20 protein-coding genes are annotated in these 22,830 nt (G+C 72.2%); 11 read left to right on the plus strand and 9 right to left on the minus strand.

Annotation, left to right across the window (positions count from 1 at the left end; translation table 11 throughout):
• The first annotated feature begins 102 nt into the window (after window positions 1-102).
• Window positions 103-2,850, plus strand: coding sequence for a heavy metal translocating P-type ATPase (locus Q5761_RS07995; RefSeq protein ID WP_318750171.1), 2,748 nt, complete (start codon window positions 103-105; stop codon window positions 2,848-2,850).
• A 61-nt stretch (window positions 2,851-2,911) separates the two neighbouring features.
• On the opposite strand, the gene Q5761_RS08000 is transcribed toward Q5761_RS07995, so the two are convergent.
• The gene (locus tag Q5761_RS08000) at window positions 2,912-3,538 is read right to left on the minus strand and encodes a class I SAM-dependent methyltransferase (protein ID WP_318750172.1); all 627 of its coding nucleotides are present in this window, start codon (window positions 3,536-3,538) and stop codon (window positions 2,912-2,914) included.
• A 350-nt stretch (window positions 3,539-3,888) separates the two neighbouring features.
• Between Q5761_RS08000 and Q5761_RS08005 the strand changes: the two genes are divergently transcribed.
• The 3 genes from Q5761_RS08005 (at window position 3,889) to Q5761_RS08015 (ending at window position 7,189) form a co-directional block, all read left to right on the plus strand.
• A complete protein-coding gene (locus Q5761_RS08005) occupies window positions 3,889-4,239 on the plus strand; it encodes a hypothetical protein (protein ID WP_318750173.1) in 351 nt (116 codons plus the stop codon).
• A 197-nt stretch (window positions 4,240-4,436) separates the two neighbouring features.
• A complete protein-coding gene (locus tag Q5761_RS08010) occupies window positions 4,437-6,710 on the plus strand; it encodes a cation-translocating P-type ATPase (protein WP_318750174.1) in 2,274 nt (757 codons plus the stop codon).
• Window positions 6,710-7,189 (plus strand): heavy metal-responsive transcriptional regulator, encoded by a 480-nt coding sequence (locus Q5761_RS08015; RefSeq protein ID WP_318750175.1) that lies wholly within the window; start codon window positions 6,710-6,712, stop codon window positions 7,187-7,189. Before Q5761_RS08010 ends, Q5761_RS08015 begins: the two co-directional genes overlap by 1 nt.
• A 430-nt stretch (window positions 7,190-7,619) precedes the next feature.
• On the opposite strand, the gene menE is transcribed toward Q5761_RS08015, so the two are convergent.
• Window positions 7,620-9,731 (minus strand): o-succinylbenzoate--CoA ligase, encoded by a 2,112-nt coding sequence (gene menE, locus Q5761_RS08020; RefSeq protein ID WP_318750176.1) that lies wholly within the window; start codon window positions 9,729-9,731, stop codon window positions 7,620-7,622.
• Between the two features lie 405 nt (window positions 9,732-10,136).
• Between menE and Q5761_RS08025 the strand changes: the two genes are divergently transcribed.
• Window positions 10,137-10,934, plus strand: a complete 798-nt coding sequence (locus Q5761_RS08025) for an acetamidase/formamidase family protein (RefSeq protein ID WP_318750177.1) — start codon at window positions 10,137-10,139, stop codon at window positions 10,932-10,934.
• On the opposite strand, the gene Q5761_RS08030 is transcribed toward Q5761_RS08025, so the two are convergent.
• Window positions 10,905-12,071, minus strand: coding sequence for an IS110 family transposase (locus tag Q5761_RS08030; protein WP_318750178.1), 1,167 nt, complete (start codon window positions 12,069-12,071; stop codon window positions 10,905-10,907). The two genes, Q5761_RS08025 and Q5761_RS08030, sit on opposite strands and share 30 nt — an antisense overlap.
• 319 nt (window positions 12,072-12,390) lie before the next feature.
• Between Q5761_RS08030 and Q5761_RS08035 the strand changes: the two genes are divergently transcribed.
• Window positions 12,391-12,573 (plus strand): acetamidase/formamidase family protein, encoded by a 183-nt coding sequence (locus Q5761_RS08035; protein WP_318750179.1) that lies wholly within the window; start codon window positions 12,391-12,393, stop codon window positions 12,571-12,573.
• Window positions 12,574-12,695: 122 nt separating this feature from the next.
• On the opposite strand, the gene Q5761_RS08040 is transcribed toward Q5761_RS08035, so the two are convergent.
• Window positions 12,696-13,097 (minus strand): type II toxin-antitoxin system death-on-curing family toxin, encoded by a 402-nt coding sequence (locus Q5761_RS08040; protein WP_318750180.1) that lies wholly within the window; start codon window positions 13,095-13,097, stop codon window positions 12,696-12,698.
• Window positions 13,094-13,336, minus strand: a complete 243-nt coding sequence (locus Q5761_RS08045) for an AbrB/MazE/SpoVT family DNA-binding domain-containing protein (protein ID WP_318750181.1) — start codon at window positions 13,334-13,336, stop codon at window positions 13,094-13,096. Before Q5761_RS08045 ends, Q5761_RS08040 begins: the two co-directional genes overlap by 4 nt.
• Before the next feature lie 270 nt (window positions 13,337-13,606).
• Between Q5761_RS08045 and Q5761_RS08050 the strand changes: the two genes are divergently transcribed.
• The 5 genes from Q5761_RS08050 to Q5761_RS08070 all read left to right on the plus strand — a co-directional run bounded on the left by Q5761_RS08050 (window position 13,607) and on the right by Q5761_RS08070 (window position 17,678).
• The gene (locus Q5761_RS08050; protein ID WP_318750182.1) at window positions 13,607-14,440 is read left to right on the plus strand and encodes a response regulator transcription factor; all 834 of its coding nucleotides are present in this window, start codon (window positions 13,607-13,609) and stop codon (window positions 14,438-14,440) included.
• Window positions 14,437-15,513, plus strand: coding sequence for a HAMP domain-containing sensor histidine kinase (locus tag Q5761_RS08055; protein WP_318750183.1), 1,077 nt, complete (start codon window positions 14,437-14,439; stop codon window positions 15,511-15,513). The genes Q5761_RS08050 and Q5761_RS08055 overlap by 4 nt, the downstream gene beginning before the upstream one ends.
• A 129-nt stretch (window positions 15,514-15,642) precedes the next feature.
• Window positions 15,643-16,608 (plus strand): ABC transporter ATP-binding protein, encoded by a 966-nt coding sequence (locus tag Q5761_RS08060; RefSeq protein ID WP_318750184.1) that lies wholly within the window; start codon window positions 15,643-15,645, stop codon window positions 16,606-16,608.
• A gap of 116 nt (window positions 16,609-16,724) precedes the next feature.
• Window positions 16,725-17,477, plus strand: a complete 753-nt coding sequence (locus Q5761_RS08065; protein WP_318750185.1) for an ABC transporter permease — start codon at window positions 16,725-16,727, stop codon at window positions 17,475-17,477.
• 84 nt (window positions 17,478-17,561) lie between these two features.
• Window positions 17,562-17,678 carry a histidine kinase gene (locus Q5761_RS08070; RefSeq protein ID WP_135225770.1) on the plus strand — a complete coding sequence of 39 codons (117 nt, stop codon included), beginning with the start codon at window positions 17,562-17,564 and terminating at the stop codon, window positions 17,676-17,678.
• Between the two features lie 146 nt (window positions 17,679-17,824).
• Here the strand turns inward: Q5761_RS08070 and Q5761_RS08075 are convergent, their stop codons facing one another.
• From Q5761_RS08075 to menB, 4 genes are all read right to left on the minus strand, one after another.
• Complete coding sequence (locus Q5761_RS08075; RefSeq protein WP_318750186.1) at window positions 17,825-18,214, minus strand: hypothetical protein; 390 nt, start codon at window positions 18,212-18,214, stop codon at window positions 17,825-17,827.
• A gap of 13 nt (window positions 18,215-18,227) precedes the next feature.
• Window positions 18,228-19,850, minus strand: coding sequence for an FAD-binding oxidoreductase (locus tag Q5761_RS08080; protein WP_318750187.1), 1,623 nt, complete (start codon window positions 19,848-19,850; stop codon window positions 18,228-18,230).
• A gap of 321 nt (window positions 19,851-20,171) precedes the next feature.
• On the minus strand, window positions 20,172-21,596 hold the full coding sequence (locus Q5761_RS08085) for an L-cystine transporter (RefSeq protein ID WP_318750188.1): 1,425 nt from the start codon (window positions 21,594-21,596) through the stop codon (window positions 20,172-20,174).
• Between the two features lie 301 nt (window positions 21,597-21,897).
• Entirely contained in the window at window positions 21,898-22,734 is an 837-nt protein-coding gene (gene menB / locus Q5761_RS08090) for a 1,4-dihydroxy-2-naphthoyl-CoA synthase (RefSeq protein WP_135225774.1), read from the minus strand.
• Between the last annotated feature and the right edge of the window lie 96 nt (window positions 22,735-22,830).

Consider the following 22,830-nt stretch of genomic DNA (forward strand, 5'->3'; position numbering starts at 1 on the left):
CCGCACCCCGTCGGGCTTGCATCCGATGCGCCACATCGACGCTGACTCCGGGTCGCCTGCGACGTCCAGCGGCACCGTGCCTCAAGAGGGGAGGCGGTCCCCATGACGGATGGGCGTGTGCTGAAGGAGCGTGCCCGCACCGAAGCCGGTGTCCCGCATCCGCAAGACCCGGGTCGCGGTCCCGGTGCCGTGGCCGGAGGCGGTGGTGGGGAGGGCGGGCCCGACGACACCGACGCCGGTGGAACCGCGGCCGCCGTGGCCACGGTCGACGTCACCCTGCCCGTGGAGGGCATGACCTGCGCCGCCTGCGCCAACCGCATCGAGCGAGGCCTCAAGCGCCTGGATGGGGTCGCCGACGCTGCCGTGAACCTGGCCACGGCCCGCGCCTGGGTCCGGTTCGACCCCAAGCGGGTGACGGTGGCCGACATGGCGGCGCGCGTGCGCGACCTGGGCTACGACGTGCCCCTGCAGCCGGTGCGCCTGACCATCCGCGGCATGACCTGCGCGGCCTGCGTCAACCGGGTCGAACGGGCCCTGCGCCGCGTCCCAGGCGTGGTCGAGGCGTCGGTCAACCTGGCCACGGGGACCGGCGCCGTGCGGCTCGTCCCGGGCACGGCGACGGTGGCCGACCTGGTGGGCGCCGTCCGGGCCGCCGGCTACGAGGCGGAGCCCGTCGACGAGGGTCGGGGGGCGGGCGACGAAGCCGAGGCCGCGCGCCGCCGTGAGATCCTTGGCTGGAGGAACCGGTTCGTCCTGGGGGCGGTGCTCTCCCTGCCGCTCCTGCTGGCCATGGCGGCGCACCTCTTCCGGTGGCACGGTCCGGCCTTCGCCCTCTTGCAAAACGGGTGGCTGCAACTGGCCCTGGCCACGCCCGTGCAGTTCTACGTCGGCTGGATCTTCTACCGCGACAGCTACTTCAACCTGAAGAACCGGAACGCCAACATGTCGGTGCTGGTGGCCCTGGGCACCACGGCGGCCTACGCGTACAGCGTGGTGGCGCTGCTCTGGCCGGGCCTGGGCACGACGGGACTCTACTTCGAGACCAGCGCCATCCTCATCACGCTGGTCGCCCTGGGCAAGTACCTGGAGGCCGTGGCCAAGGGGCGCACGTCGGCGGCCATCGAGAAGCTCCTCGCTCTGCAGGCGCGGGCGGCCCGCGTGATCCGCGACGGGCGCGAGGTGGACGTCCCGGTCGAAGACGTGGCCGTCGGTGACGTGGTGGTGGTGCGGCCCGGCGAGAAGATCCCCGTGGACGGGGTGGTGCTGGAGGGCCGCTCCGCGGTGGACGAGTCGATGCTCACCGGCGAGAGCCTGCCCGTGGAGAAGGGGCCCGGCGACGAGGTGATCGGCGGCACGGTGAACACCACGGGCTCCTTCAAGTTCCGTGCCACACGGGTGGGCCGGGACACCGCCCTGGCCCAGATCGTCCGCATCGTGGAGGAGGCGCAGCTCTCCAAGGCCCCCATCCAGGCCTTCGCGGACCGGGTGTCCAACGTCTTCGTCCCGGCGGTCATGGCGGTGGCGGCGGTGACCTTTGCGGGATGGCTCGTGGCGACGGGCGACCTCACCCGGGCGCTGCTGGCGGCCACGGCGGTGCTGGTCATCGCCTGCCCGTGCGCGCTGGGTCTCGCCACCCCCACGGCCGTGATGGTGGGGACGGGGCGCGGCGCGGAGAACGGCATCCTCTTCCGCGGTGGCGAGCACCTGGAGGCGACGGCCACCCTGGACGCCATCCTGCTGGACAAGACGGGGACGCTCACCGTGGGCAAGCCGTCGGTGACGGACGTGGTGGTGCTGGAGGCGCTGGAGGCGCTGGATGCCGGTCCGGGCGTTGACGGCGACGTGGTCGAGGATGCGGCCGAGGATGCCGGCGAGGCCCCCGCCGGTGCCGGCGCGGGCGGGGACGCCGTCGCAGCCGGTGATGCAGCATCCGGTCGCGGCGGGGCCGGTTCCTCCGACCTGGATGCCGCGCAGCGGGCCCTGTTGCGGCTCGTGGCGTCGGTGGAACGGGCCTCCGAGCACCCGCTGGCTGCCGCCATCGTCGAGCGGGCCCGGGAAGCCGGCCTCGACCTGGACGAACCGGAATCCTTCGAGGCCATCCCCGGGCACGGGGTGCAGGCGCGGGTGGCCGGCCGTGAGGTGGTCGTGGGCAACCGGCGGCTGATGGAGGCCCGAGGCGTCGCGGTGGACGCCGCGGCGGACCGGCTGGCGGCCCTGGAGGAACAGGGCAAGACGGTCATGCTGGTGGCGGTGGACGGCCGCCTGGCGGGCCTCATCGCCGTGGCCGACACCCTCAAGGAGACGGCCCCCGAGGCGGTGGCCGCCTTGCACGAGCTGGGACTCGAGGTCTGGATGATCACCGGCGACAACGCCCGCACGGCCCGCGCCGTGGCCCGGCAGGCGGGGATCCCCGAAGAGCGCGTCCTGGCCGAGGTGCTGCCGGCGGACAAGGCCGCCAAGGTGCGCGAGCTCCAGGCTCGCGGCCGCAAGGTCGCCATGGTGGGCGACGGCATCAACGACGCCCCCGCCCTGGCGGCGGCCGACGTGGGCATCGCCATCGGCACGGGCACCGACGTGGCCATCGAGACGGCCGACGTCACCCTGATGCGGGGCGACCTGCGCACCCTGGTGGCCGCCATCGAGCTCAGCCGGGCCACCCTGGCCAAGATCCGGCAGAACCTGTTCTGGGCGCTGATCTACAACACCCTGGGCATCCCGGTGGCCGCCCTGGGTTACCTGAGCCCGGTGCTGGCCGGCGCGGCCATGGCCCTGAGCTCCGTCTCGGTGACGACCAACTCCACCCTGCTCAAGCGTTTCGATCCCATGCGGCGCTTTCGCCGCGAACCGTGACATCGGCCCCTTGCCCCGATGGCGACCCAACCGTGGGCATGCCTCTGGGTTCGTGCCGTCGCTAACTTTGCGCCGGGCGCCGAGCCACGCCGAATGCCTGGGGTTTGACGGGTCCGCCCCCGGCAAACTCGAATCGCTCAAGTTCCTCGAAGGCGAAGCCTGCGGCGGCGATCATTTCCGTCGTCCGCCGGTTGGGATGGCATCCAGCGGCGACGAAGCGCCACAGCGGAGTCACCCGGTCCTGCCACCGTGCAGCCCGTTCGTCCGCCGACCGCACGTGCTCAAGGAATCGGAAGGTTCCTCCCGGCCGCAGGACCCGGAAGACCTCGCGCAGCGCCCGTTCCGGATCGGCCACGCTGCAGAAGACGTGGGTGGCCACCGCCGTGTCGAAGGATTGGTCCTCAAAGGGCATCTCCTCCGCCGGTGCGGCAACCAGTTCCAGGGGGATGCCCAGGCGCCGGGCCCGCGCCGCCGCCCGCCGGCGCATGTGGGGATCGGGTTCAAGTCCGACCAGCCGCTCGATGTGCTCCATCCGGTAAAACGGCAGATTGAGGCCCGTGCCCACGCCGATCTCCAGGACGCGGCCGGTCGCCTCACCCACCACGCGCCGTCGCCAGGGATCGATCATCGGCGCCGCCGGACGCTGGATCAAGTCGAACACGGCTGCGAACAGCGGATGTCCCGCCATGGCGACTCCCTGCCTTCTGAGGTCATTTGGCCTGGCTCATTCCTGTGGGCCGGCTTGGCAACGGCGTTCGTGGTCTGGCCCGCCGCCTCCCTTCCTCCCGGCGCACTTCATCGCGCCATCCGTAACTCGGGTGCGGCGGTCCCTGCGGACGCCGGGCTGCCGCCCGGAGCCCCCCTCCCCCCGGCGACCATGGGCACAGACCACGGATGGGATCAACGACCGCCGCCGCGCATATGGCGTGAGTAGCGGTGCCGGCAGGCCGCCGGGCGAGCAACCACCCGTCGCCGCGAGGGGCCGTTCCCGGGACCGGCGCACCCACACCCCCGTCCGCTAGGGTCGGAGGTGACGTTGTGCTCAGCTCCCCCTTGTTCCAGCGCTCAGCCTGGGCCGGGTTGATCGGGAGCTTCCTCGACCACGCCTTGTCGCTGCACGGGTTGCTCTCGACCCTGCTCACCTTGGTGGCACCGCTGACGGTGCGTCCCGCGGCTGAGGAGGAGCATGCGGCCATGACCCTAGCCGGGCTTGGCGCTCTCGCCGGCAGCGCCCTGGCGGTGGCATCGACGACGTTCATGGACCTCTGGTCCGGAATGCCGTTGCACGGGCTCTCCGCGAGCGGGATGATCACCATGGGCGCCTCCATGGGCGGCATGCTGGGGGGCGGGTGGCACCTCTGGCGGTGGCGACGTCCGCGCTCATCTTAGGCTACAGGCAAGTGATTCCATATGGCCGGGAACCGCCCAGCGAACCCGGGTTCCACCTAGCCTAGCCATACACCCGCCCGCTTTCCAGCCAAGACCGGCACCCCCGTCCGGCGTCGCCGGTCCTGGGTGCCTTCAGGCCCTGCTGCCTTGACCTTCGAGCAGGCTTGAAGGTTTACACTGGCGGCGAGGTGGTTCCCATGGCGACACTCCACGTCCGGGTCGGGGGCATGCATTGCTCCCTCTGCACCCGGTCGATCCAGCAGGCGCTGCGCCGCCTGGACGGCGTCGACGACGTCCGCGTCAGCCTGGCCCACGAAGAGGTCCTCGTGCGCTACGATCCCGTTCGGGTGCCGGTGGCGACCCTCACGGACACCTTGCGCGACCTGGGTTTTACCGTACGCGATCCCGACCGCAGCGACGTGTTCGCCGAGGAAGAACGAGAGCTGGCGCGAGCCCGGCGCATCGCGGCCGCCACGGGCAGCCTGGTCATCGCGGCGACGGCGCTCATGGTCGCGAGCCGCTGGGGTCAAGTCTCTCCCGGCCTTCATGCTGTGATCCCGGGGGCCCAGGCGGTCCTCGCCCTGCTGGCCTCCGTAGGCCCGGCGCGCTTCGTGTACCGCAACGCGTGGCAGTCGCTGCGGCGGCGGATCCTCAACCAGGACGTGCTGGCGGCCGCGGCGGCCCTGGCCGGACTCGTTGGCGGAGTCGCCGGGCTGGCCGACCCGCGCTTCCCGGGCGGTGCCTTCTTCGCCGCCACCACCTACATCCTGGCCTTCCACGCCGTGGGGGGTTACGCCTCGGTCCTGGTCCACGTGCGGGCGTCCCAGTCGGTCCGCCGGCTGCTGTCGCTACAGCCCGCAACGGCCCGGCGCCTGGATGAACGCGGCAACGAGGAAGAGGTGCCGGTGGACGAACTCCGCCCGGGGGACCGGGTGCGCATCCGGCCGGGGGAGCGGATCCCGGTCGACGGGCGCATCCTCCACGGTTCCACCGCCATTGACGAACGCCTGGTCACCGGCGAGCCGGTCCCCCGCGACTGCCGGCCAGGCGACGAAGTCGTCGGCGGCTCCATCAACCTGACGGGCGGGATCGAGGTGGAGGTGACCCGCACCGGCGACGACTCGTTCCTGCACCGGGTCGCGCGCCAGGTGGCCGAAGCCCGAGCCATGAAGCCGGGGATCCTGCGCCTGGTGGACCGGGTGCTCCTGGTCTACGTGCCGGTGATCTTCGCCCTGGCCGCCGCCGGCACGCTGTTCTGGCTGCTCGTACCGTGGCTGGCCGGCGGGCGGCCGGACGGGGTACGGGCCGCCTATGCCGCCCTGGGCGTGCTGGTCATGGGGTATCCGTGTGCCCTGGGCATGGCGACGCCCCTGGCCGTCGTCCGGGCGAGCGGCGAGGCCGCGGCCCGCGGAATCCTCATGCGCTCCGGCGAGGCCTTTCAGGTCTTCCGCCTAGTGGACACGGTGGTGTTCGACAAGACGGGAACCTTGACGGAAGGCAAACCCCAGGTGGTGGCCGTGGCGGCGGCCAAAGGGTTCATGCGGGTCCAACCCGGCGCTTCCGCACCGCGTGACCCGGAAGCGCAGCTGCTCACCCTGGCCGCTGCCGCCGAACGCCTCTCCGAGCATCCTTTGGGCCGGGCCATCGTCGACGCCGCCGCCGGACGGGGGTTGGATCTCCCCCAGGCCGAAGCTCTCCGGGCCGAACCGGGGCGGGGCGTCGTCGCCCGGGTGAACGGACAGCAGATCCTGGTCGGCAACCAGCGACTTCTGCATGAGCAGGGGATCCAGCAGGATGAGGCCACGGCGCGTTGGGTGAAGGGTCAGCACGAACTCGGGCGCACCGTGGTGTACGTGGCCGTCGACGGACAGCTGGCCGGCGCCATCGCCCTGGCCGACCGGCCGAGGGAAGACGCGGCTGCGGCGGTTGCGGCCCTGCGCCGGCAGGGACTGCAGACCGTCATCGCCAGCGGTGACCACGAGGGCGCCGTCGCCGCGACGGCCCGCGAGCTCGGTGTCGACGTCTTCCACGCCCGCCTCCTGCCGGAAGACAAGCGGCGGCTCGTGCTGCAACTGCAGCGAGCGGGCCGGAAGGTGGCCTTCGTCGGCGACGGGATCAACGACGCCCCGTCCTTGATGCAGGCTGACGTGGGAATCGCCGTCGGGGCGGGAACGGACATCGCCATCGAATCGGCGGACGTCGTGCTCCCGGCGCGCCGCCTCCCCGCCGTCGCGGAGGCTCGCGCCCTGGCGGCGGCCAGCTACGGGCTGACCTTGCGCAATGTGCTGCTGGCACTGGCCGTGAACGCGACCGGCGTGCTCGCCTCGCTCTCGGGCCGCGTTCATCCGATGTGGGCGATGCTGGCCATGGCGGTATCGCTGACACTGGTCTTGGGGCACACCCTGACCACCCGGCTGCCCGCGACAGCAGAACGTACCGGGATTCCCGGCGCGAGCGGGGTGAGGCGGTGATGATGCGCATTGGCGAAGCGGCGCGGCAGGCGGGAGTGTCGCCGCATGCGTTGCGTTATTACGAATCCCTGGGCTTGATCCGCTGCCGGCGAAGCGGCTCCGGTTACCGCTTGTACGACCGGGAGACCGTGGAACGGGTGCGCTTCATCCGGCGAGCGGCGCGGCTGGGTTTCACCCTCGAGGAGATCGCCGAGATCCTGCAGCTCCGGGACGAGGGCCGGGCTCCCTGCAGTCAGGTGGTGGCGTGGCTGGATGCGAAGATCGAACACCTGAATGCGCAGATCCGCGCCCTCACCGGGCTTCGCGCAGAACTCCTCGCCCTCCGGGCGAAGGCGCCGGTCGAGCCGGCGGATCCCCCCGGCGATTCACCTTCCTACTGTGTCCTTCTCGAGGAGCGGGCTGGCCCGAACCCTGGCAACAACCTTCTCAAGACGGCCGACCCTGGACAGGCCCGGGACCCGTTGCGGGCCACCCCGTGAGGAGGAGGTACGGTAGGTACGAGGGCAGGTGAGGTGCAAAAAGCGCCCGTCCGGCCGGCGTCTCTCCGGCAAGTACGCCTCCTCCCCCGCACCGCACGGTGGCCGGCCCTTGCCGTCCCTTGTACCGCGATGTGCCCGTCTCGCCGGAGTGGAGGTTCGGCCGTAGGACGACGAACCGGCCCTGGTGTCTTGCCGCGACGGCTTCCGCCACGTCCAGACCTTGCAGCGTAGTGGTCATGGTGCCGGCTGCGGCGGGTGCCCTGTCCGTGGCCACCGGCCTGGCCTGGTTGATCTCCCGCCGGCTGGCCCGGCCCGTGGAACGGCTGGACCAAACCGCCCGAACCATTGCCCGGTGGCCCCTGGGCTACGTGGCCCAGCTCCTGTCGGCCCCGTACCGGGCGGCCGCGGATCTGGCCCAACCTCCCGCATCTCAGCCCGAGTCCAGCCGTTGCCGCAGCACGTGCCGTTGCAGCTTGCCGCTGGCGGTGCGCGGCAGGGGTTCAGAGGTGAAGAGGACCCGGCGGGGCACCTTGTACCGCGCCAGCCGCTCGGCGCAGAAGCGCAAGAGGGCCTCTTCCGTGACCGCGGACGGCTCCGGGGCCGTGTGTGGCTGCTGCCTCGGTTCTTGGTTCGATGATGGGCACGGGTTCTGGTGCGGTTCCGGATTCACGTCTTGGTCCGGATCCAGGTTCGGAACGCAATCCAGCTTCGCATCCGTGGCTGGGTCCGGAACGCGACCGGGGTCCGCATCCGGCGCAGGGCCAAGGTCTGGGTCCAGCTCCGAGTGCCGGCCCGGCATCCCGTCCACGTCCGGCCGCCCCGCCGTAGGACGCGGACGCGTGGGCGCTTGGGAGGAGGGCTCGCCCGCCGCCCTCCCGGGGCGCAGCCGCACCACCGCCACCGGCACCTGCCCCCACTCCGGATCCGGCACCCCGACCACCCCGGCCTCCTCCACCGCCGGGTGGGCCAGCAGCACCGCCTCCACCTCCGCCGGGTAGACGTTCTCGCCGCCGGAGATGATCAGGTCGTCGCGGCGGTCGGCGACGTACAGGTACCCCTCCTCGTCCAGGTAGCCCAGGTCGCCGGTGTGGAACCAGCCCTCCCGCCAGGTGCGGGCGGTCGCGTCGGGCCGGCGGTGGTACCCCGGGCTGACCGTGGGGCCCTGCACGGCGATCTCCCCCACCTGGCCGGGCGGCAGGTCGCGCCCGCGTTCGTCCACGATGCGCAGCCGGTTGAAGAACAGCGGTTTGCCGGCCGAGCCCAGCTTGCGCAGGGCGTCGGCAGGAGCCAGGGTGGCGAACTGGGAGGCCGTCTCCGTCATGCCGTAGGTCTGCACCACGGGGATGCCGCGGGCGGCACAGGCCTCCAGCAGCGGCCGCGGGGCCGGCCCGCCGCCCAGCAGCACGCAGCGCAGGTGCTCGGGATAGGGCCGGGGGCCGCGTTCGTCCAGCATGCGCTGGAGCATGGTGGCCACCACCGAGATCACCGTCACCCGGTGCCGCTCGATGGACGCGTTGACCGCCGCCGGGTCGAACCGCCGGTGCAGCACCATGGGGATCCCGTAGATCACCGACCGGAAGACGATGGACAGCCCGCTGACGTGGAAGAGGGGCACGCAGCAGAGCCAGCGGTCGTCCCGGTGAAGGCCCAGGTTCAGGGCCGACTGGACGGCGCTCCAGAAGTGGTTGCCGTAGGTCAGGACGGCGCCCTTGGGCCGGCCCGTGGTCCCCGAGGTGTAGATGATGCAGTGGGGTGCCGCCAGGTCGATGGCGGCGCGAAGCCCCGCGGTCGAGGCGGGGGACGGCACCGCGGCAGAAGCCGGGACCGCGGCGGCCCCGGTGTCCCCGGTGGAAGGTGGGGCCGTGGGACCGGCGGAAGTCGTGGTAGCACCCCCGGCGGAAGCCATGGCGCAAGGGGCTTGGACCGGTCCCTGGGTCGCCGCCCCCGCCATCAGCAAATCGCTGGCTAGGCCGGCCAGGGAGAGAAGGCAAGGCCACCCCTTCGCGTGGGACGGTACGGGGGTAGCTGGCGCCGGCGCACGACCGGGTTGGCCTGCGGCTTCAGCCGCCGGTGGCATCGCCGGTGCTGGCGAGGGCGGGATGGCCGGTCCGACCGCCACTGCCGACTTCGGGGCAGGAAGGGTCGCCGCCACAGCCGGCTCGGGAACCATGTGGGCCGCCACCGCCGCCGCGGTCTCCCCGAACCCCTGGCCGTAGATCAGCCAGTCGGCGCCGCTGTCGGCCACCTGCCAGGCCAGTTCGGCCGGCGTCAGGCGCACGTTGAGGGGAACCAGCACGGCGCCCGCCCGAATCAGGGCGTGGATCAGCACGACGTATCCGGGCTCGTTGGCCGCCAGCACCGCGACGGTCTGGCCCGGCCGGACACCGGCTGCCCGGAGCCGCTCGGCCAGCGCCGTCGCCGCGGCGTCCAGCTCCGCGAAGGTCCAGCAGCGTTCGTCACGCGTGGAGGCTGGGTCGCCGGCCACCAGCAAAGCCAGGCCGTCGGGCTGCAGCTCCGCCTGGCGGTGAAGCCAGTCGGGCATCGGCCCGGTCCATGCCCAGGCAGCCGGCCCCCCGGCCGTCCCGGGTCGACCCGGCCCATCGTGCTCCGGCCGTCCCGCCTGATCGGAAAGGGGGGGTTGGGGCGCGGTCACGTTTCCTCCTCCACCTGGCCTGGTCGGCGTCGTCGCCGGGCAGCCGCCACGTCCGCTCTGCGCACCATCACCATCATAGACGACCATCACGGCGGTACGACGGCCCTCCGCCGAACGATCCGGGTGCCCGGTCCGATCCTCCGCACCCGATGATGCGGATGGGCATGGTGGTGGGGAGAGGGGTTGGCGTCGCCGCGGCCCGCGCCGCCCGTCGCCGGACCGAGACAGGCCTTTCCCCGGTCGCCACCGAAATGGCATCCAGGGACGCCAGGCCGTTTGCAAGGAGGGAACCCCATGGCCCACACCATCCACTCCCGTCACGTCCACTACGGCTGGGACAACAGCCTCGAGCCGGTGCTGGAGGTCGAACCCGGCGAGACGGTGGAGTTCGAGGTGGTCGATGCGTCGGGGGGCCAGCTGAACGCCGGTTCGACCGCCGCGGACGTGGCGCGTCTCGACTTCGAGCGGGTCAATCCCGTCACCGGACCGGTGTTCATCAAGGGCGCGAGGCCGGGGGACGTGCTGGAGGTCGAGATCCTGGAGTTCGGTCCCGCCCGCTGGGGCTGGACGGCCATCATCCCCGGGTTTGGCCTTCTGGCCGACGAGTTCCCGAAACCCTACCTCAAGATCTGGGACCTGTCGGGGCCCGGTGAGCGTGCCTGGTTCAACGAGCGCATCGCCGTGCCCCTCGCCCCCTTCCCAGGCACCATCGGCGTCGCCCTGCCCGAGCCGGGGCGGCACAGCATCGTCCCGCCGCGGAAGAACGGCGGCAACATGGACATCCGCCACCTGACCGCCGGCACCCGGCTGCTCCTGCCGGTGTGGGTCGAGGGGGCGCTGTTCTCCATCGGCGACACCCACGCCGCCCAGGGGGACGGGGAGGTGTGCGGCACGGCCATCGAGGCGGCCATGCAGGTGGCCTGCCGCTTCCGCATCCGCCGCGACCTGCGCCTGGACGAACCGGCCTTCATCGTGCCGGGCCCGCTGGCGTCGGGCCAGGACCCGCGGGGCTACTTCGTCACTTCTGATGGACGTCAAGCCCTCGCCGGGCGGAACCCCTACTCAGGAAGCTCGGTGCAGCTTCTCTCCTGAGCGCAAGGCTGTGCCCTGAACTGCCTCAGCCCAGCTACGAAGCATCGCCCGGCGGATCACCTCCCCATCGGCAGGTCGACGGCGCACGAGTCGCTGCAGGCCAACCAGCTTGCGTTGCACGGTGGCCGGCTTTTGCGCCCGGTACGGCTCGCCCGTCTGCAGCATCCGCCACGCCACGATCAAAAGCTTGCGTGCCAGCGCCACAAGGGCCTTCTTGGCCCCTTTTTTCGCTGCGAGGCGGCGATAGAACCGGCCCAGCTCCCCCTTGTCATGCCGGGCCAGCGACCAGGCTGCCTCGATCAGCCCCTGCCGCAGCAGCCGATCGCCGTGGCGGCTGATGCGCCCTCGCCGGTCCCGTTCCCCCGATTGGTCGACCGAGGGGTCGAGCCCTGCGTACCGCGCCACCTGCTTGGGACCACGAAACCGCCCGGGATCGCCCAACTTGGCCCAGATGGTGGCTGCCGTCAATAGCCCCACGCCTGTGATCGTCAGCAACCGCTGCACCTCGGGCACCTCCGCGACCTGCCGGGCGATCTCTGCCGTGAGCACCTCCACCTGCGCCTCCAGCACCTGTGCGGCCTCCAGCGTGACCTGCACCGCCAGTCGTTCGCCCGGCGGCAGCGGTACGCCCTCCATACGCTCCAGGAGGACCGCGGGGTCGGCACCCCGGGGGACAGCGATCCCGTGGCGGTTCAAGGCAGCCCGCGCCTGGTTGAGCAGGGCCCGGCGCTGGCTGTCCAGCCGTTCCCGTGTCTTCAGCAGCCGGCGCACCTGCCGCAGCGGCTGGGGCGGAACCCATACGGTAGGTACGATGCCCAGCGCCGCCATCTTGGCCAGCCGCGCGGCGTCCACGCGGTCGGTGTGCCGCCCTGAACCCAGGCGCTTCAGCTCCACGGCGTTGGCCACCAGGACTTTACCAGCGTGGGGTGCCAGGGTATCGTAGATCTCAAAGGCATTTCCGGTGACCTCGAGGGCGACGACCGCTTCGCGGTCCAGTTCGGCCACCAAGGCCGTCCACGCCTCGGGCGTGTTGGGGAACCGGAAATGCCTTTCTTGCTGCCCTTCGGGCCGATCAGGCCGGAACTCGCAGGCGTGCACGTAGCGCTTGTGCACATCAAGCCCGATGTAGCGCGGCATGGGAACCCCCTCCCGCCCGGGTGATTCTCGGAGCGCAGACGGCGGTTTTTCCTTCGACCGCGTACGCATGCATTCACTTCTCCGGGCTGACCGGACGCCTCCGGTGCCCATGCGGGCGATGCGCAGAGGGGGCCGACCAGACAAGAAGGTCGGGCTCCAAGCCCATGACGGGACACGGCGCGCCCTCTGCTCTGCGCTCCGCGACCGCCTCCGCCCGCCTCTTGGGGACGGAGATTAGTCGCCGCCTGCGGCCCTTCCTGGCCGCCCGGCGGGGGCTTGACTCCATCATGCCGACACCACCGGGATCAGCGACGACCTGATGGAAGCCACCCGCAAGGCCGTGCGGGCGATGATCCGCTATCTGGGGGAGACCTATCACCTGGAGCCTGCGGAGGCCTACGCCCTGGCCAGCGTGGCCGTGGACCTGAAGATCAGCGAGGTGGTCGACGCGCCCAACTGGTTGGTCTCGGCGTTCCTCCCCCAGTCCCTGTTCGTCCGGTGAGGGCCGGTGGGCAGGGCCGCGGAGGGATATCGACCGCGGCGTGCGGCCGGCAGCAGGGGGCGGTGCGGGCGGGACTCGCGCCGCCCCGACACGTTGGTCTGTAAGGGGCGCTCGGTCGATGTTCACGACAACTTCGCCTGACTGTCTCGTCTCCTGACCCACCGCTCCACCCATCGTGCCAGTTCCCGCTCATCCATGTGACCAACTGCTACCCGTTCCATGACCTCAACCGCCTCCGCTGGTGGCGGATCGAAGACGAGACCTTCGGACGCAAGCCAGAGGCCGAGTGCCAAGAAAGCCGTCCGCTTGTTTCCATCCACAAACGGGTGGTCGCGCACAAGGGCATGCGCACACGCCGCTGCCTGTGCAACAGGCGTCCGGTAAGCAGGTTGTCCACCGACAGTCTGGAATGCCCTCGCAACAGCCGCTTCAACGCGACCTACGTCAAGAACCCCTGGCGCGCCACCGCCGAACTCGAGGGCCAGGTCGTGTAGGTAGAGGATCTGAGCGGGGGTGAGACTCATCGCCGGGCGAGCTCTTCGAGGATGACCCGATGCCTTTCGGCGAATCGCCGGGCCTCCTCGACAAACGACGGGTCAACGCCTGTCGCGGAGTCCAAGGGCCGGATGACCACCCGCCGCTGGACACGATCCACCTCCACCTCGACCGGAGCACCCTCCTTCAGCCCCAGCTCATGAAGCTCCCGGGCGGGCAGGGTAACACCAAGGCTCTGACCGATCCGTAAGATTCGCCGGATCCCCATGGCCATCCCCCCACACAGATCCTGGTGATATCCATTCTAACCTTCTCAACTTCCCGCGCGGCACCGCTGCTTCAGGCGCGCATGCGGCCAACACCCTCGGCGGTGGCCGCGGTGCGGGCGGGACGCGCACCGCCTTGTGCTATCATCGTGCCGGTCGAGGACCTCGGCGCGGTCGCCGGGACGCGGTAGGATCCCGATCCCCCGCGGAGGTCGCATGGACGCGGGCGAGCGCCATCGACGGCCCAGGGGGCCGTCCAAGGAGGGCCGGCGGTGACGGGGCGGGCGACCATCCTCATCGTCGATGACGAGCCGGATCTGACCCGGCTCCTGGCCGAGCACCTGGCGCGGGAGGGTTTCGCGACCCGGGTGGCGCCGGATGCGGAGACCGCCCTCCGGCTGCTGGACGAGGAGCCGTGCGACCTGGTCATCCTGGACATCATGCTGCCGGGGATGGACGGGATCGATCTGTTGCGCCGGATCCGCGACCCCCGGCGGGGGTGGCCCGACCTGCCGGTGATCATGCTCTCCGCCCGCGGCAGCGCGGTCGACAAGACGGTGGGCCTGTCCTTGGGGGCCGACGACTACGTCGCCAAGCCCTTCAGCCTGCTGGAACTCACCGCCCGCGTCCACGCGGTGCTGCGCCGGTTCCGCACCCGGGCGGCGCAGCCGGCGGCGGTGGACCCGACGCCGGTGGCGACCGATGGCGCGCGGCGACCCTCGGCCCCGACGCCGTCGCCCGGCCGGGAGGCGGCGCCCCCCGCGGCCGCGTTCGTCCGGGAACCGCACGCGACCGGCGGCGAGGTGGTCCGGTGCGGGCCCCTCACCATGGACCTGGCGGCAGCCCGGGTCTGGGTGGACGGGAAGCCGGTCCACCTCACCGCCAAGGAGTACCAGATGCTGGCGTGGTGGATCCGCCACCCCGACCGGGTCTTCACCAAGCAGCAGATCTACGAGGCCGTCTGGGGCGAGCCCTACGTGACCGACGACAACACGGTCGCGGTCCACATCCACCGGCTGCGGGCGAAGATCGAGCGCAACCCGGAGCGGCCGGCGATCATCCAGACCGTGCGCGGCCTGGGCTACCGGCTGGTTTGCGGACCATGAGCCAGCACGCCGTCGGGATGGCGCTCGGGCCGTCCTCGGGGTCGTGGCCGCCGGTCGCCCTCCTCCCGGCCGGCGGGATTCCGTGGCTCCTGGTCGCGGGGGTGTCCATCGCGGCGGCCTTGTTTGCCCTGGCCGCCTACTGGGGGCTGCGTCGCGAGCTGCGGCGGCTGGCCCAGGCCGTCGAGGAGGCGCGGGCGGGCGACGTCATGGTGCGCTTCCACTCGCGCCACCCGGGCGTGCGGGCCCTCGCCGCGGCGTTCAACGGGGTGATGCGGCGCCTGCACGACCTGGAGGCCGCGCATCAGCGGGAGGAACAGCGCCGCCGCCAGTTCCTGGCCGCCCTCTCCCACGACCTGCGCACGCCGCTGACCGCAGTGCTGGGCTATCTCGAAGCGGTCGCCCGGGGCGACCTGGCCCCCGCGACCCGACGGGACTACCTGGAGACGGCGCACCGCAAGGGGCGGGAGCTGCGGGAGACCCTGGACCGGATCTTCGAGTGGGCGCGCCTGGACCTGGAGGTCGCGGACCTGCCCGCCCCGCGGCTCAACCTGGCCGAGCGGCTGCGCCAGCTGCTGATCGAGTTCTACCCCGCCCTCCGCCAGAGGGACATCGCGCTGGAGCCGGACCTCCCCGAGGCGGCCTGGGTGCGGTGCCACCCGGACCTGGTGGACCGCGTCGTCCGCAACCTGGTCGACAACGCCCTCCGCCACGCCCGGGGCATCACCCGCCTGACCGTCACCCTCCGGCGCACCGGCCCTGCCTGGGAGCTGGTGGTGGCCGACGACGGCGAGCCCGTGCCCGACGAGGTCGTGGCGGGCCTGTTCGTCCCCTTCCGACGCCGCCCCGGTTCTCCGGGCGCCGGACTCGGGCTGGCCATCAGCCGCCAGCTGGCCCGCGCCTGGGGCGGGGACCTGCGCGCAGGCCCGCGGCAACCGCGGGGCCTGGCGTTCATCGTCACGTGGCCGGGGGCCGACCCCGGGGGACCGGCCCGCTCCGCCCCCTCGCCGTCCGCCGGGTCGGGAGGTGGCCCCGGCGACCACGGACGCGCGCAGGGGGCGCCGTCTGGGAGCTGAAGCGGCCAGGCGCCCACCAGCTGCGTACCCCCCGCCCCCGCCCCCTTCACCGCACCGTAAGCGTGGCGTAATCGGGCCGATGGGCTGCGTTCAACCCCGTGCGCTATGCTGCGGGCGGGAGGTGAGGGGATGGACGGCCCGACACCGGCCGCCGAGCTCCGGGGGGTCGGCAAGCGGTACGGGCGCCGCTGGGCGGTGCGCGACCTCACCATGACGGTCCACCCGGGCGAGGTCTACGCCCTGCTGGGGCGCAACGGGGCCGGGAAGACCACGACCCTGCGGATGATCCTGGGCCTCGCCCGACGCACGACGGGGGAGATCGTCCTCTTCGGCCGGCGCCTGGAGCAGTGGGGTGCCGAGGTCTACCGCCGCGTCGGCGCCACCGTGGAGACGCCGGGCTTCTACGGCAACCTGACGGCCCGGGAGAACCTCTTGCACAATCTCCTGATCCTCGGCGTCCCGGAACCGCAGCGCATCGACCAGGTCCTGGAGCTGGTCGGGCTGCGCCACGCCGCCGACCGGCGGGTGCGGGAGTTCTCCCTGGGCATGCGCCAGCGCCTGGGCATCGCCCGCGCCCTGCTCCACGAACCCCGGCTCCTGATCCTGGACGAACCGACCAACGGCCTCGATCCCGCCGGCATCCGCGAGGTGCGCGAGCTGATCCGGGAGCTGGCCGCGGAGCGGAAGATGGCGGTCCTGCTCTCCAGCCACATCCTGGCCGAGGTGGAGCAGGTCGCCGACCGGGTCGGCATCCTGCACGAAGGCCGGCTGGTGGAGGAGGTGCGCATGGGCGAGCTGCGGGATCGCGGCCGGACGTACCTGGTGATCGAGACCCGGGAGCCCGAGGCGGCCGTGCGCCTGCTGGAGGAGCGCCTCGGGGTGCGCCGGTACACCGTGCTGCCGGGCGGCACGCTGCGGGTCTACGAGCACGTGGACCGGCCGGACCAGGTCGTCCGCGTGCTGGTCGAACACGGCCTCCCCGTGCTCCACGCCTCCGTCCAGCGGGAGAGCCTGGAGGACCACTTCTTGCGGGCCACCGCCGCGGCGGACCCGGCCTCGGACACCGGGACGAACCGGCCCCCCGGCGCGGCGTGACCGCACCGCCGCAGCTCGGCCCAGGGCCCGATCGGGGAGCAGACGCCGCTCTGAACGCGCTGCGGACCCGAAGCGAAGACCGCGCCCCAACCCGGGGCGACAGGAGGGGAGCACACGTGGCCATCCTGCGCGCCGAACTCCTCAAGTGGAAGCGATCGTGGGTCCACTGGGCGGCCCTGCTGGCCGCCGGCGTCGCGCCGGCCTTCAACGCGCTCCTGGTTTGGGGCGCCCGGCGGGTGGCCGGCACGGCCGGGGAAGGCGTCTCGATCCCGTGGGAGGGCTTCTTCGCCCAGGTGGGCTTGTTCGCGAACCTGCTGGTCTACCCGCTGCTCTTCGGCTTCGTGGTCACCTATGCGGTGGTCCGCGAGTACCAGGAAGGCGCGGCGACCAACCTCTTCGCCCTGCCCGCCAGCCGGACCGGCATCCTCCTCGCCAAGCTGGGCGCCGCCGCCCTGATCCTGGCGGTGGCGGTGGTGGCGGCGGTGCCGCTGGCCGTGATCGCGGGACTGCCCGTGCTCGGCTACCTGCCGTCGTGGGATGCCGTCGCCGCCGGCCTGGGACTCCACCTGGTCGCGGGGCTCGCCCAGTTCCTCCTGGTGCCCGTGGTGCTCTGGCTGGCCGTCCTCGGTCGCAACTACGTGTTGCCCCTTGCCGCGGCCGGGTTCTTCGTGGTCGCCAACATCTTCACCGCCTTCGCCGGCGACGAGGCGCTCTGGATCCCGACGGCGATCCCGGCCTGGACGGCCCAGGCCCGCTACCTCCCCGAGATCGCCGCCCACCTGCCTGCCTGGTGGGTCCAGCTGCCGCCGCTGTTCCTCGGGTTCCTGGCGCTGGCGGCCCTGACCGTGACCCGCCGCGACGTGGTCTGAGCGCGCCGTTTTGGCCATCCTATCCGACGGGCCGCCGAGCGGCGGGTGCGCCGCGGGACGGCGGCGCGAGGGAGGATCGCAGCCATGCCCACCCTCTGGCCCTGGGTGATCACCTGGGGGCTGATCCTGGCGAGCGGCATCGCCCTGTGGCTCTTCGTCCGGCGCGCCCACTACCAGCGGAACCGGCGGGACCGGCTCTGACGCCCCCGGACCCCCGGCACGGCGAGAGCGGACGCGGCCCCGCCCCCGTCCCCATGCAGCCGCCCGGCCGACGTCGCCCCGCGAAGGGCGTCGCCCACCGGTGCCGCGGACCCGGCGTCACCGATCCGCGGTCACCGATCCGGTGGTCAGGACCCGCCGCCGACCAGCCACCGGGTCGATGTCCGCCCGCACTCGACGACGGCGCGGCCGAGGCGCAGGCCGAAGGGTCCCAGGGCGTCCACGATGGCGCGGTAGGCCCCAAGGCCGGGCCGCTCGTCACAGGTTCCGGACGAACCGGCCGCCGGGTGAACCGCCCGCACGGCGTACCGCCAGATGAGCGGCCGCACCAGGGGGGCCTCGAAGGCCGCAGACGCCACGTCCAGGGCGTAGGCCGCGAACTGGGCCTGCCCAGGGCCGAGCGTCGACGGCACCGCGGGCACGGACAAGGGCACCGCCACCGCACCGAGCAGCACCAGGGCGAGCACCGCGCTTCCGGCGCCCCGCAGCCACCCGTACCCCCGCCCCCTCCGACCCACTGGAAGAGCCCCCTCACGTCGGGAAGAACACGCCCGGATTGAGCACCCCCGCCGGGTCGAACGCGGCCTTCAGCGCCCGCAGCGCCGCCACGTGTCCCGGGCCGTGCTCCCGCTCGAAGAACGGCGCGAAGTCGCGACCGGTCCCGTGGTGGTGGCTGAGGGTGGCGCCGTGGGCGAGGAACGCCTCCAGCCCCGCCTGCTGCACGTCCCGCCACGCCGCCCACATCGCCTCCCGCGGCGGCTTGAGGACGAAGGTGAAGTAGAGCGAGCATCCATCGGGGTACGCGTGGGTCACGCGGCAGAGGACCATGGCCACCGCCGACCATCGCTCCATGCGCCGGAACAGCGCCTCCCGCACCGCCTCCCGCAGGGCCACCGCGCGGGACCACGCCGTTGCCGTCTCCAGCGTGTCGACCACCAGGCCGTGGTCGATCATCACGTCCCGCCAGTAGGGCTGCTGGACGAAGCCCTCCCTCCACGCCTGCACGCCGGCCGGCGGCACCTCCCGGCCGCCGGCGGCCCGGCACAGGCGGGTCGCCTCCTCCCAGGCCACCGTCACCGCCCGCTCCCCGTCGGGATCCGTCACCTCGAAGCCCAGGTGCAGGAAGGCCCCCGGTTCCATCCCCGCCCGGCCCCAGAAGGCCACCATGGCCTCGTACTCGTCCAGCAGGCGCAGGACCGGCGGGTAGATGCCGGCCTGGACGATCCGGCGCACCGCCTCGAGCCCCTCGGCGAACCCCACAAAGCGAAAGCCGGTGGCCCGCTTCCGGACGGGAGGGACCTGCAGCCGCAGCACCGCCTCGGTGATCACGCCCAGGGCGCCCTCGGAGCCGATGAACCAGGCCTTGCCGTCGGGACCGGAGGCCGATTGCGGCACCTCCCGGGTCTCGACCCTCCCCCGAGGCGTCACCACCCGCAGGGCTTCCACGGCCGTGTCGATCTTGCCGTGGAGGGTGGCGAAGTGGCCGCCGGCGCGGGTGGCGATCCACCCGCCCACGGTGGAGCAGGCGTAGGACTGGGGGTAGAAGCGGAAGGCCAGCCCTTCCCGGCGCAGGGCGTCTTCCAGGTCCGGGCCCAGGGTGCCCGCCCGCACCCGGGCGCGCCGGCTGGTCCGGTCGATGGCCACGACCCCCTCGAGGTCCCTCAGGTCCACGCTGACCACACCGGTGTACGTCGGCGGCACGTCGGGCTCGACGCCGCCCACCACCGAGCTGCCGCCGCCGGTGGGGATCAGGGCCACCCGCCGGCGCTCGGCGTACTCCAGGAGGCGCAGGAGGTCGTCCTCGTCGGCGGGGTAGGCCACGGCGTCGGGGAAGCGCAGGTTCGTCCCGGTGCGGAGGCGGATCAGGTCGCCGGTGCTGCGGCCGGCGGCGTGCAGGGCCCGCTCGTAGGGGGTGGCGACGATGCGTCCCCGGAAGCCGGCGAGGCCGGGGAGGCCGCCCGCGGAGCCGGGCTCAAGCCGCGACGGCGGCAGGGGGATCTGCTCCAGCGGTACCGGCGGCCGGTAATCCTCCGGCCTCACGCCAGCCAGCGCCCCCAGCGAGCGCCGCCAGCGCTCCACGGCCTCCGGGCCGGGTTCTTCCCCGGCATAGCCCCACCCGTTCCAGTGCCGCACCTTACCCGCCCACGAGGCCATGACCATCCCCCTCCGTCTTCCGGTTTGAGCGGTTCTTTCGCCCTCCCCCGCAGCGGACCCTGGTCACCGTTCCTGCCGCGCAAGCCCGGTGTCCCCTGATCCCCTCAGGCCTGAGCCGCCCCCCAACCCCCTGGCAAAAAGCCGGGCCGCCGGCTCCCCCTGGGGAACCGGCGGCCCGCAGGCCGGCTCGTCCCGGCCCGTCCCGCGCCGTCCTCTCGATTCTCGCCGGGTCGCGCCGCCATGCCCGCCGGGCTCTCAACCCGCCGGGCCTTCCAAACCTTTGCAGGCTCCCGGCCTGCAGGCGCCCACCTGCTCCGGGGGTCAGGCGCCCACTTGCACGCCGGCATCCGCCCCGGTGCCGGTTCCCGGACCTGCCAGCCGGTGCCCGCGGTACACGTCCACGTCGAGGCGGCCCGCCAGCCGGCTGGTCAGGATGCCGGCGGTCATGGCACCGCTGACGTTGAGGGCCGTACGGCCCATGTCGATGAGGGGCTCCACTGAGATCAGCAGGCCCGCCAGCCCCACGGGCAGGTTCAGCATGGAGAGCACCAGCAGCGAGGCGAAGGTGGCCCCGCCGCCGACGCCCGCCACGCCGAAGGAACTGATGGCCACCACGCCCACCACGCTGAGCAGAAAGCCCGGCGTCCACGGGTCGATGCCCGCCAGCGGCGCCGCCATCACCGCCAGCATGGCCGGGTAAACGCCGGCACAGCCGTTCTGCCCGATGGACAGGCCCAGCGAGCCGGCTAGGTTGGCGATACCCTGGGGCACGCCCAGTTCCTCCACCTGAGTGCGAACGTTAAGCGGCAGGGTCGCCGCGCTGGACCGGGACGAGAAGGCGAAGGCTAGCACCGGCAGGGCCTTCCGCACGTAGGCCGCCGGGCTGAGGCCGGCCGCGCCCAGGAACAGCAGGTGCAGGAGGAACATGGCGACCAGCGCCGCGTAGGAGGCGACGACGAACTTGCCCAGCTGCCAGATGGCGGCATAGTCGCTGGTGGCGGCCACCCGGGCCATGATGGCCAGGATGCCGTAGGGCGTGAGCCGGATCACCTGGCGCACCATGCCCATGACCACGCCCTCCAGGGCCCGCACCATGCCAGCGAATGTCTCGGCCGCCTGGGGATCACGGCGCCGCAGGCCCAGGCAGGCCGAACCCACGAAGGCTGCAAAGATCACCACGGCGATGGTCGAGGTGCGCCGCTGCCCGGTGAAGTCCAGGAAGGGGTTGGCGGGCAGGAGCTCCAGCAGCCGCTCAGGCGCCGACATCTGCTGCAGCTCGCCGAAGGTCTGCTCCAGCTGCTGGATGCGCTGGGCCTCCGCCTCGCCCTGATGGAACTGGCTGGCGTCAAGGCCGAACAGGCCGACGGACCCGATGCCCAGGACGGCCGCGATGGCCGTGGTGGCCACCAGGATCGCGACCACGGTCAGGGCCAGCCGGCCGGGGTTGTCGGCCAGTTCCATGCGGGTGAAGGCGGAGACGATGGCGACGAACACCAGCGGGATCGTCACCATCTGGAGCAGCTTGACGTAGCCCGTCCCCACCAGGTTGAACCACTCCACCGAGGCAGGGATCACCCCGGGCTGCGCCTGGTAGGCGGTGTGCAAGATAAGGCCGTAGATCACGCCGAGCCCGAGGCCGGCGAACACCCGGCTGGAAAAGCTGAACCCGCGGCCCTTCAGCCAGTAGAGCACCACAATCAGGACGACCAGGCCCGCAACGTTCAGCGCCACGGGAAGCCATGTCATGGCGGCATCCTCCTCACCCCACCCGGTTTCCCCTGCGCCCCCGGGCCGCTAGCCCCGGGCATCCCATGTAAACCAGTAGGCATACTGATTAAATCCCAGGGCGCTCGCAGGTGCAAGGGATGCCGGTCACGGTCACCCCGCCTGCACCGAACCCGCCGCAGCCGTGCCCGGAATGCGCCGCCGTGCCTGGAACCCGCCGCCGCCGTGCCTCCCTGAAGAAACAAAACGGCCCCGCGGCACGGCGGGGCCTTCGGTCCTCGGTGGGCGGACCGAACCCATGCACGGAACCGCGGTGCGCCCATCAGGGAAACCGCGGGAACTTGCTCCAGTCGGGCTTGCGCTTCTCCAGGAAGGCGCGCTGCCCCTCCTTGGCCTCCTCCGTCAGGTAGAAGATCAGCGTGGCGTCGCCCGCCAGCTGCTGCAGGCCCGCCAGCCCGTCGGTATCCGCGTTGAAGGCGGCCTTGAGCATGCGGATGGCCGTCGGGCTCTTCTCCAGAATCTCCCGGGCCCACTTCACGCCCTCGGCCTCCAGCTGGTCGGCGGGGACCACGGCGTTGACCAGGCCCATCGCCAGGGCTTCCTGGGCGGAGTACTGGCGGCACAGGTACCAGATCTCCCGCGCCTTCTTGTGGCCCACGATCCGGGCCAGCAGCCCGGCGCCGTAGCCGCCGTCGAAGCTGCCCACCCGCGGCCCGGCCTGACCGAAGCGAGCGTTGTCCGCGGCGATGGTCAGGTCGCAGACCACGTGCAGCACGTGCCCGCCGCCGATGGCGTAGCCGGCCACCAGGGCGATCACCGGCTTCGGCAGGGTGCGGATCTGACGCTGCAGGTCCAGGACGTTGAGCCGCGGCGTGCCCTCTTCGTCCACATAGCCGCCATGGCCCCGGACCTTCTGGTCGCCGCCGGTGCAGAAGTTGCCGCCCGCACCGGTGAGCAGCACCACGCCGATGCGCGGGTCGTTGCGGGCGTCGGTGAAGGCGTCCTGCATCTCGACGATGGTCTTGGGCCGGAAGGCGTTGAGCACGTGCGGCCGGTTGATGGTGATCTTGGCGATGCCCTCGCCGTCGGCCTTCTCGTAGATGATGTCCTCGTAGTCCTTGACCTTGATCCAGCGCGGCAGCTCCACCGTCGTCGACATCGCCGACCCTCCCCGTCGTAGCCGTGGATCGCGCTGATGCCTCCACCCGCCGAAGCGCGGTCTCGGCGGCTCCCTCGTGGCTTCCGCGAAATCCTG

The sequence above is a fragment of the Thermaerobacter composti genome (genome assembly GCF_033582035.1).
GTDB classification, from domain to species: Bacteria; Bacillota; Sulfobacillia; order Thermaerobacterales; family Thermaerobacteraceae; genus Thermaerobacter; species Thermaerobacter composti.

Excerpts from the sequence above, each read along its gene's own strand:
- Q5761_RS07995 (WP_318750171.1), top strand. The coding sequence starts at position 103 with ATGACGGATGGGCGTGTGCTGAAGGAGCGTGCCCGCACCGAAGCCGGT.
- Q5761_RS08000 (WP_318750172.1), bottom strand. The coding sequence starts at position 3,538 with ATGGCGGGACATCCGCTGTTCGCAGCCGTGTTCGACTTGATCCAGCGT.
- Q5761_RS08010 (WP_318750174.1), top strand. The coding sequence starts at position 4,437 with ATGGCGACACTCCACGTCCGGGTCGGGGGCATGCATTGCTCCCTCTGC.
- Q5761_RS08015 (WP_318750175.1), top strand. The coding sequence starts at position 6,710 with ATGATGCGCATTGGCGAAGCGGCGCGGCAGGCGGGAGTGTCGCCGCAT.
- menE (WP_318750176.1), bottom strand. The coding sequence starts at position 9,731 with ATGCCCGACTGGCTTCACCGCCAGGCGGAGCTGCAGCCCGACGGCCTG.
- Q5761_RS08025 (WP_318750177.1), top strand. The coding sequence starts at position 10,137 with ATGGCCCACACCATCCACTCCCGTCACGTCCACTACGGCTGGGACAAC.
- Q5761_RS08030 (WP_318750178.1), bottom strand. The coding sequence starts at position 12,071 with ATGCCGCGCTACATCGGGCTTGATGTGCACAAGCGCTACGTGCACGCC.
- Q5761_RS08035 (WP_318750179.1), top strand. The coding sequence starts at position 12,391 with ATGGAAGCCACCCGCAAGGCCGTGCGGGCGATGATCCGCTATCTGGGG.
- Q5761_RS08040 (WP_318750180.1), bottom strand. The coding sequence starts at position 13,097 with ATGAGTCTCACCCCCGCTCAGATCCTCTACCTACACGACCTGGCCCTC.
- Q5761_RS08045 (WP_318750181.1), bottom strand. The coding sequence starts at position 13,336 with ATGGGGATCCGGCGAATCTTACGGATCGGTCAGAGCCTTGGTGTTACC.
- Q5761_RS08055 (WP_318750183.1), top strand. The coding sequence starts at position 14,437 with ATGAGCCAGCACGCCGTCGGGATGGCGCTCGGGCCGTCCTCGGGGTCG.
- Q5761_RS08060 (WP_318750184.1), top strand. The coding sequence starts at position 15,643 with ATGGACGGCCCGACACCGGCCGCCGAGCTCCGGGGGGTCGGCAAGCGG.
- Q5761_RS08070 (WP_135225770.1), top strand. The coding sequence starts at position 17,562 with ATGCCCACCCTCTGGCCCTGGGTGATCACCTGGGGGCTGATCCTGGCG.
- Q5761_RS08080 (WP_318750187.1), bottom strand. The coding sequence starts at position 19,850 with ATGGCCTCGTGGGCGGGTAAGGTGCGGCACTGGAACGGGTGGGGCTAT.
- Q5761_RS08085 (WP_318750188.1), bottom strand. The coding sequence starts at position 21,596 with ATGACATGGCTTCCCGTGGCGCTGAACGTTGCGGGCCTGGTCGTCCTG.
- menB (WP_135225774.1), bottom strand. The coding sequence starts at position 22,734 with ATGTCGACGACGGTGGAGCTGCCGCGCTGGATCAAGGTCAAGGACTAC.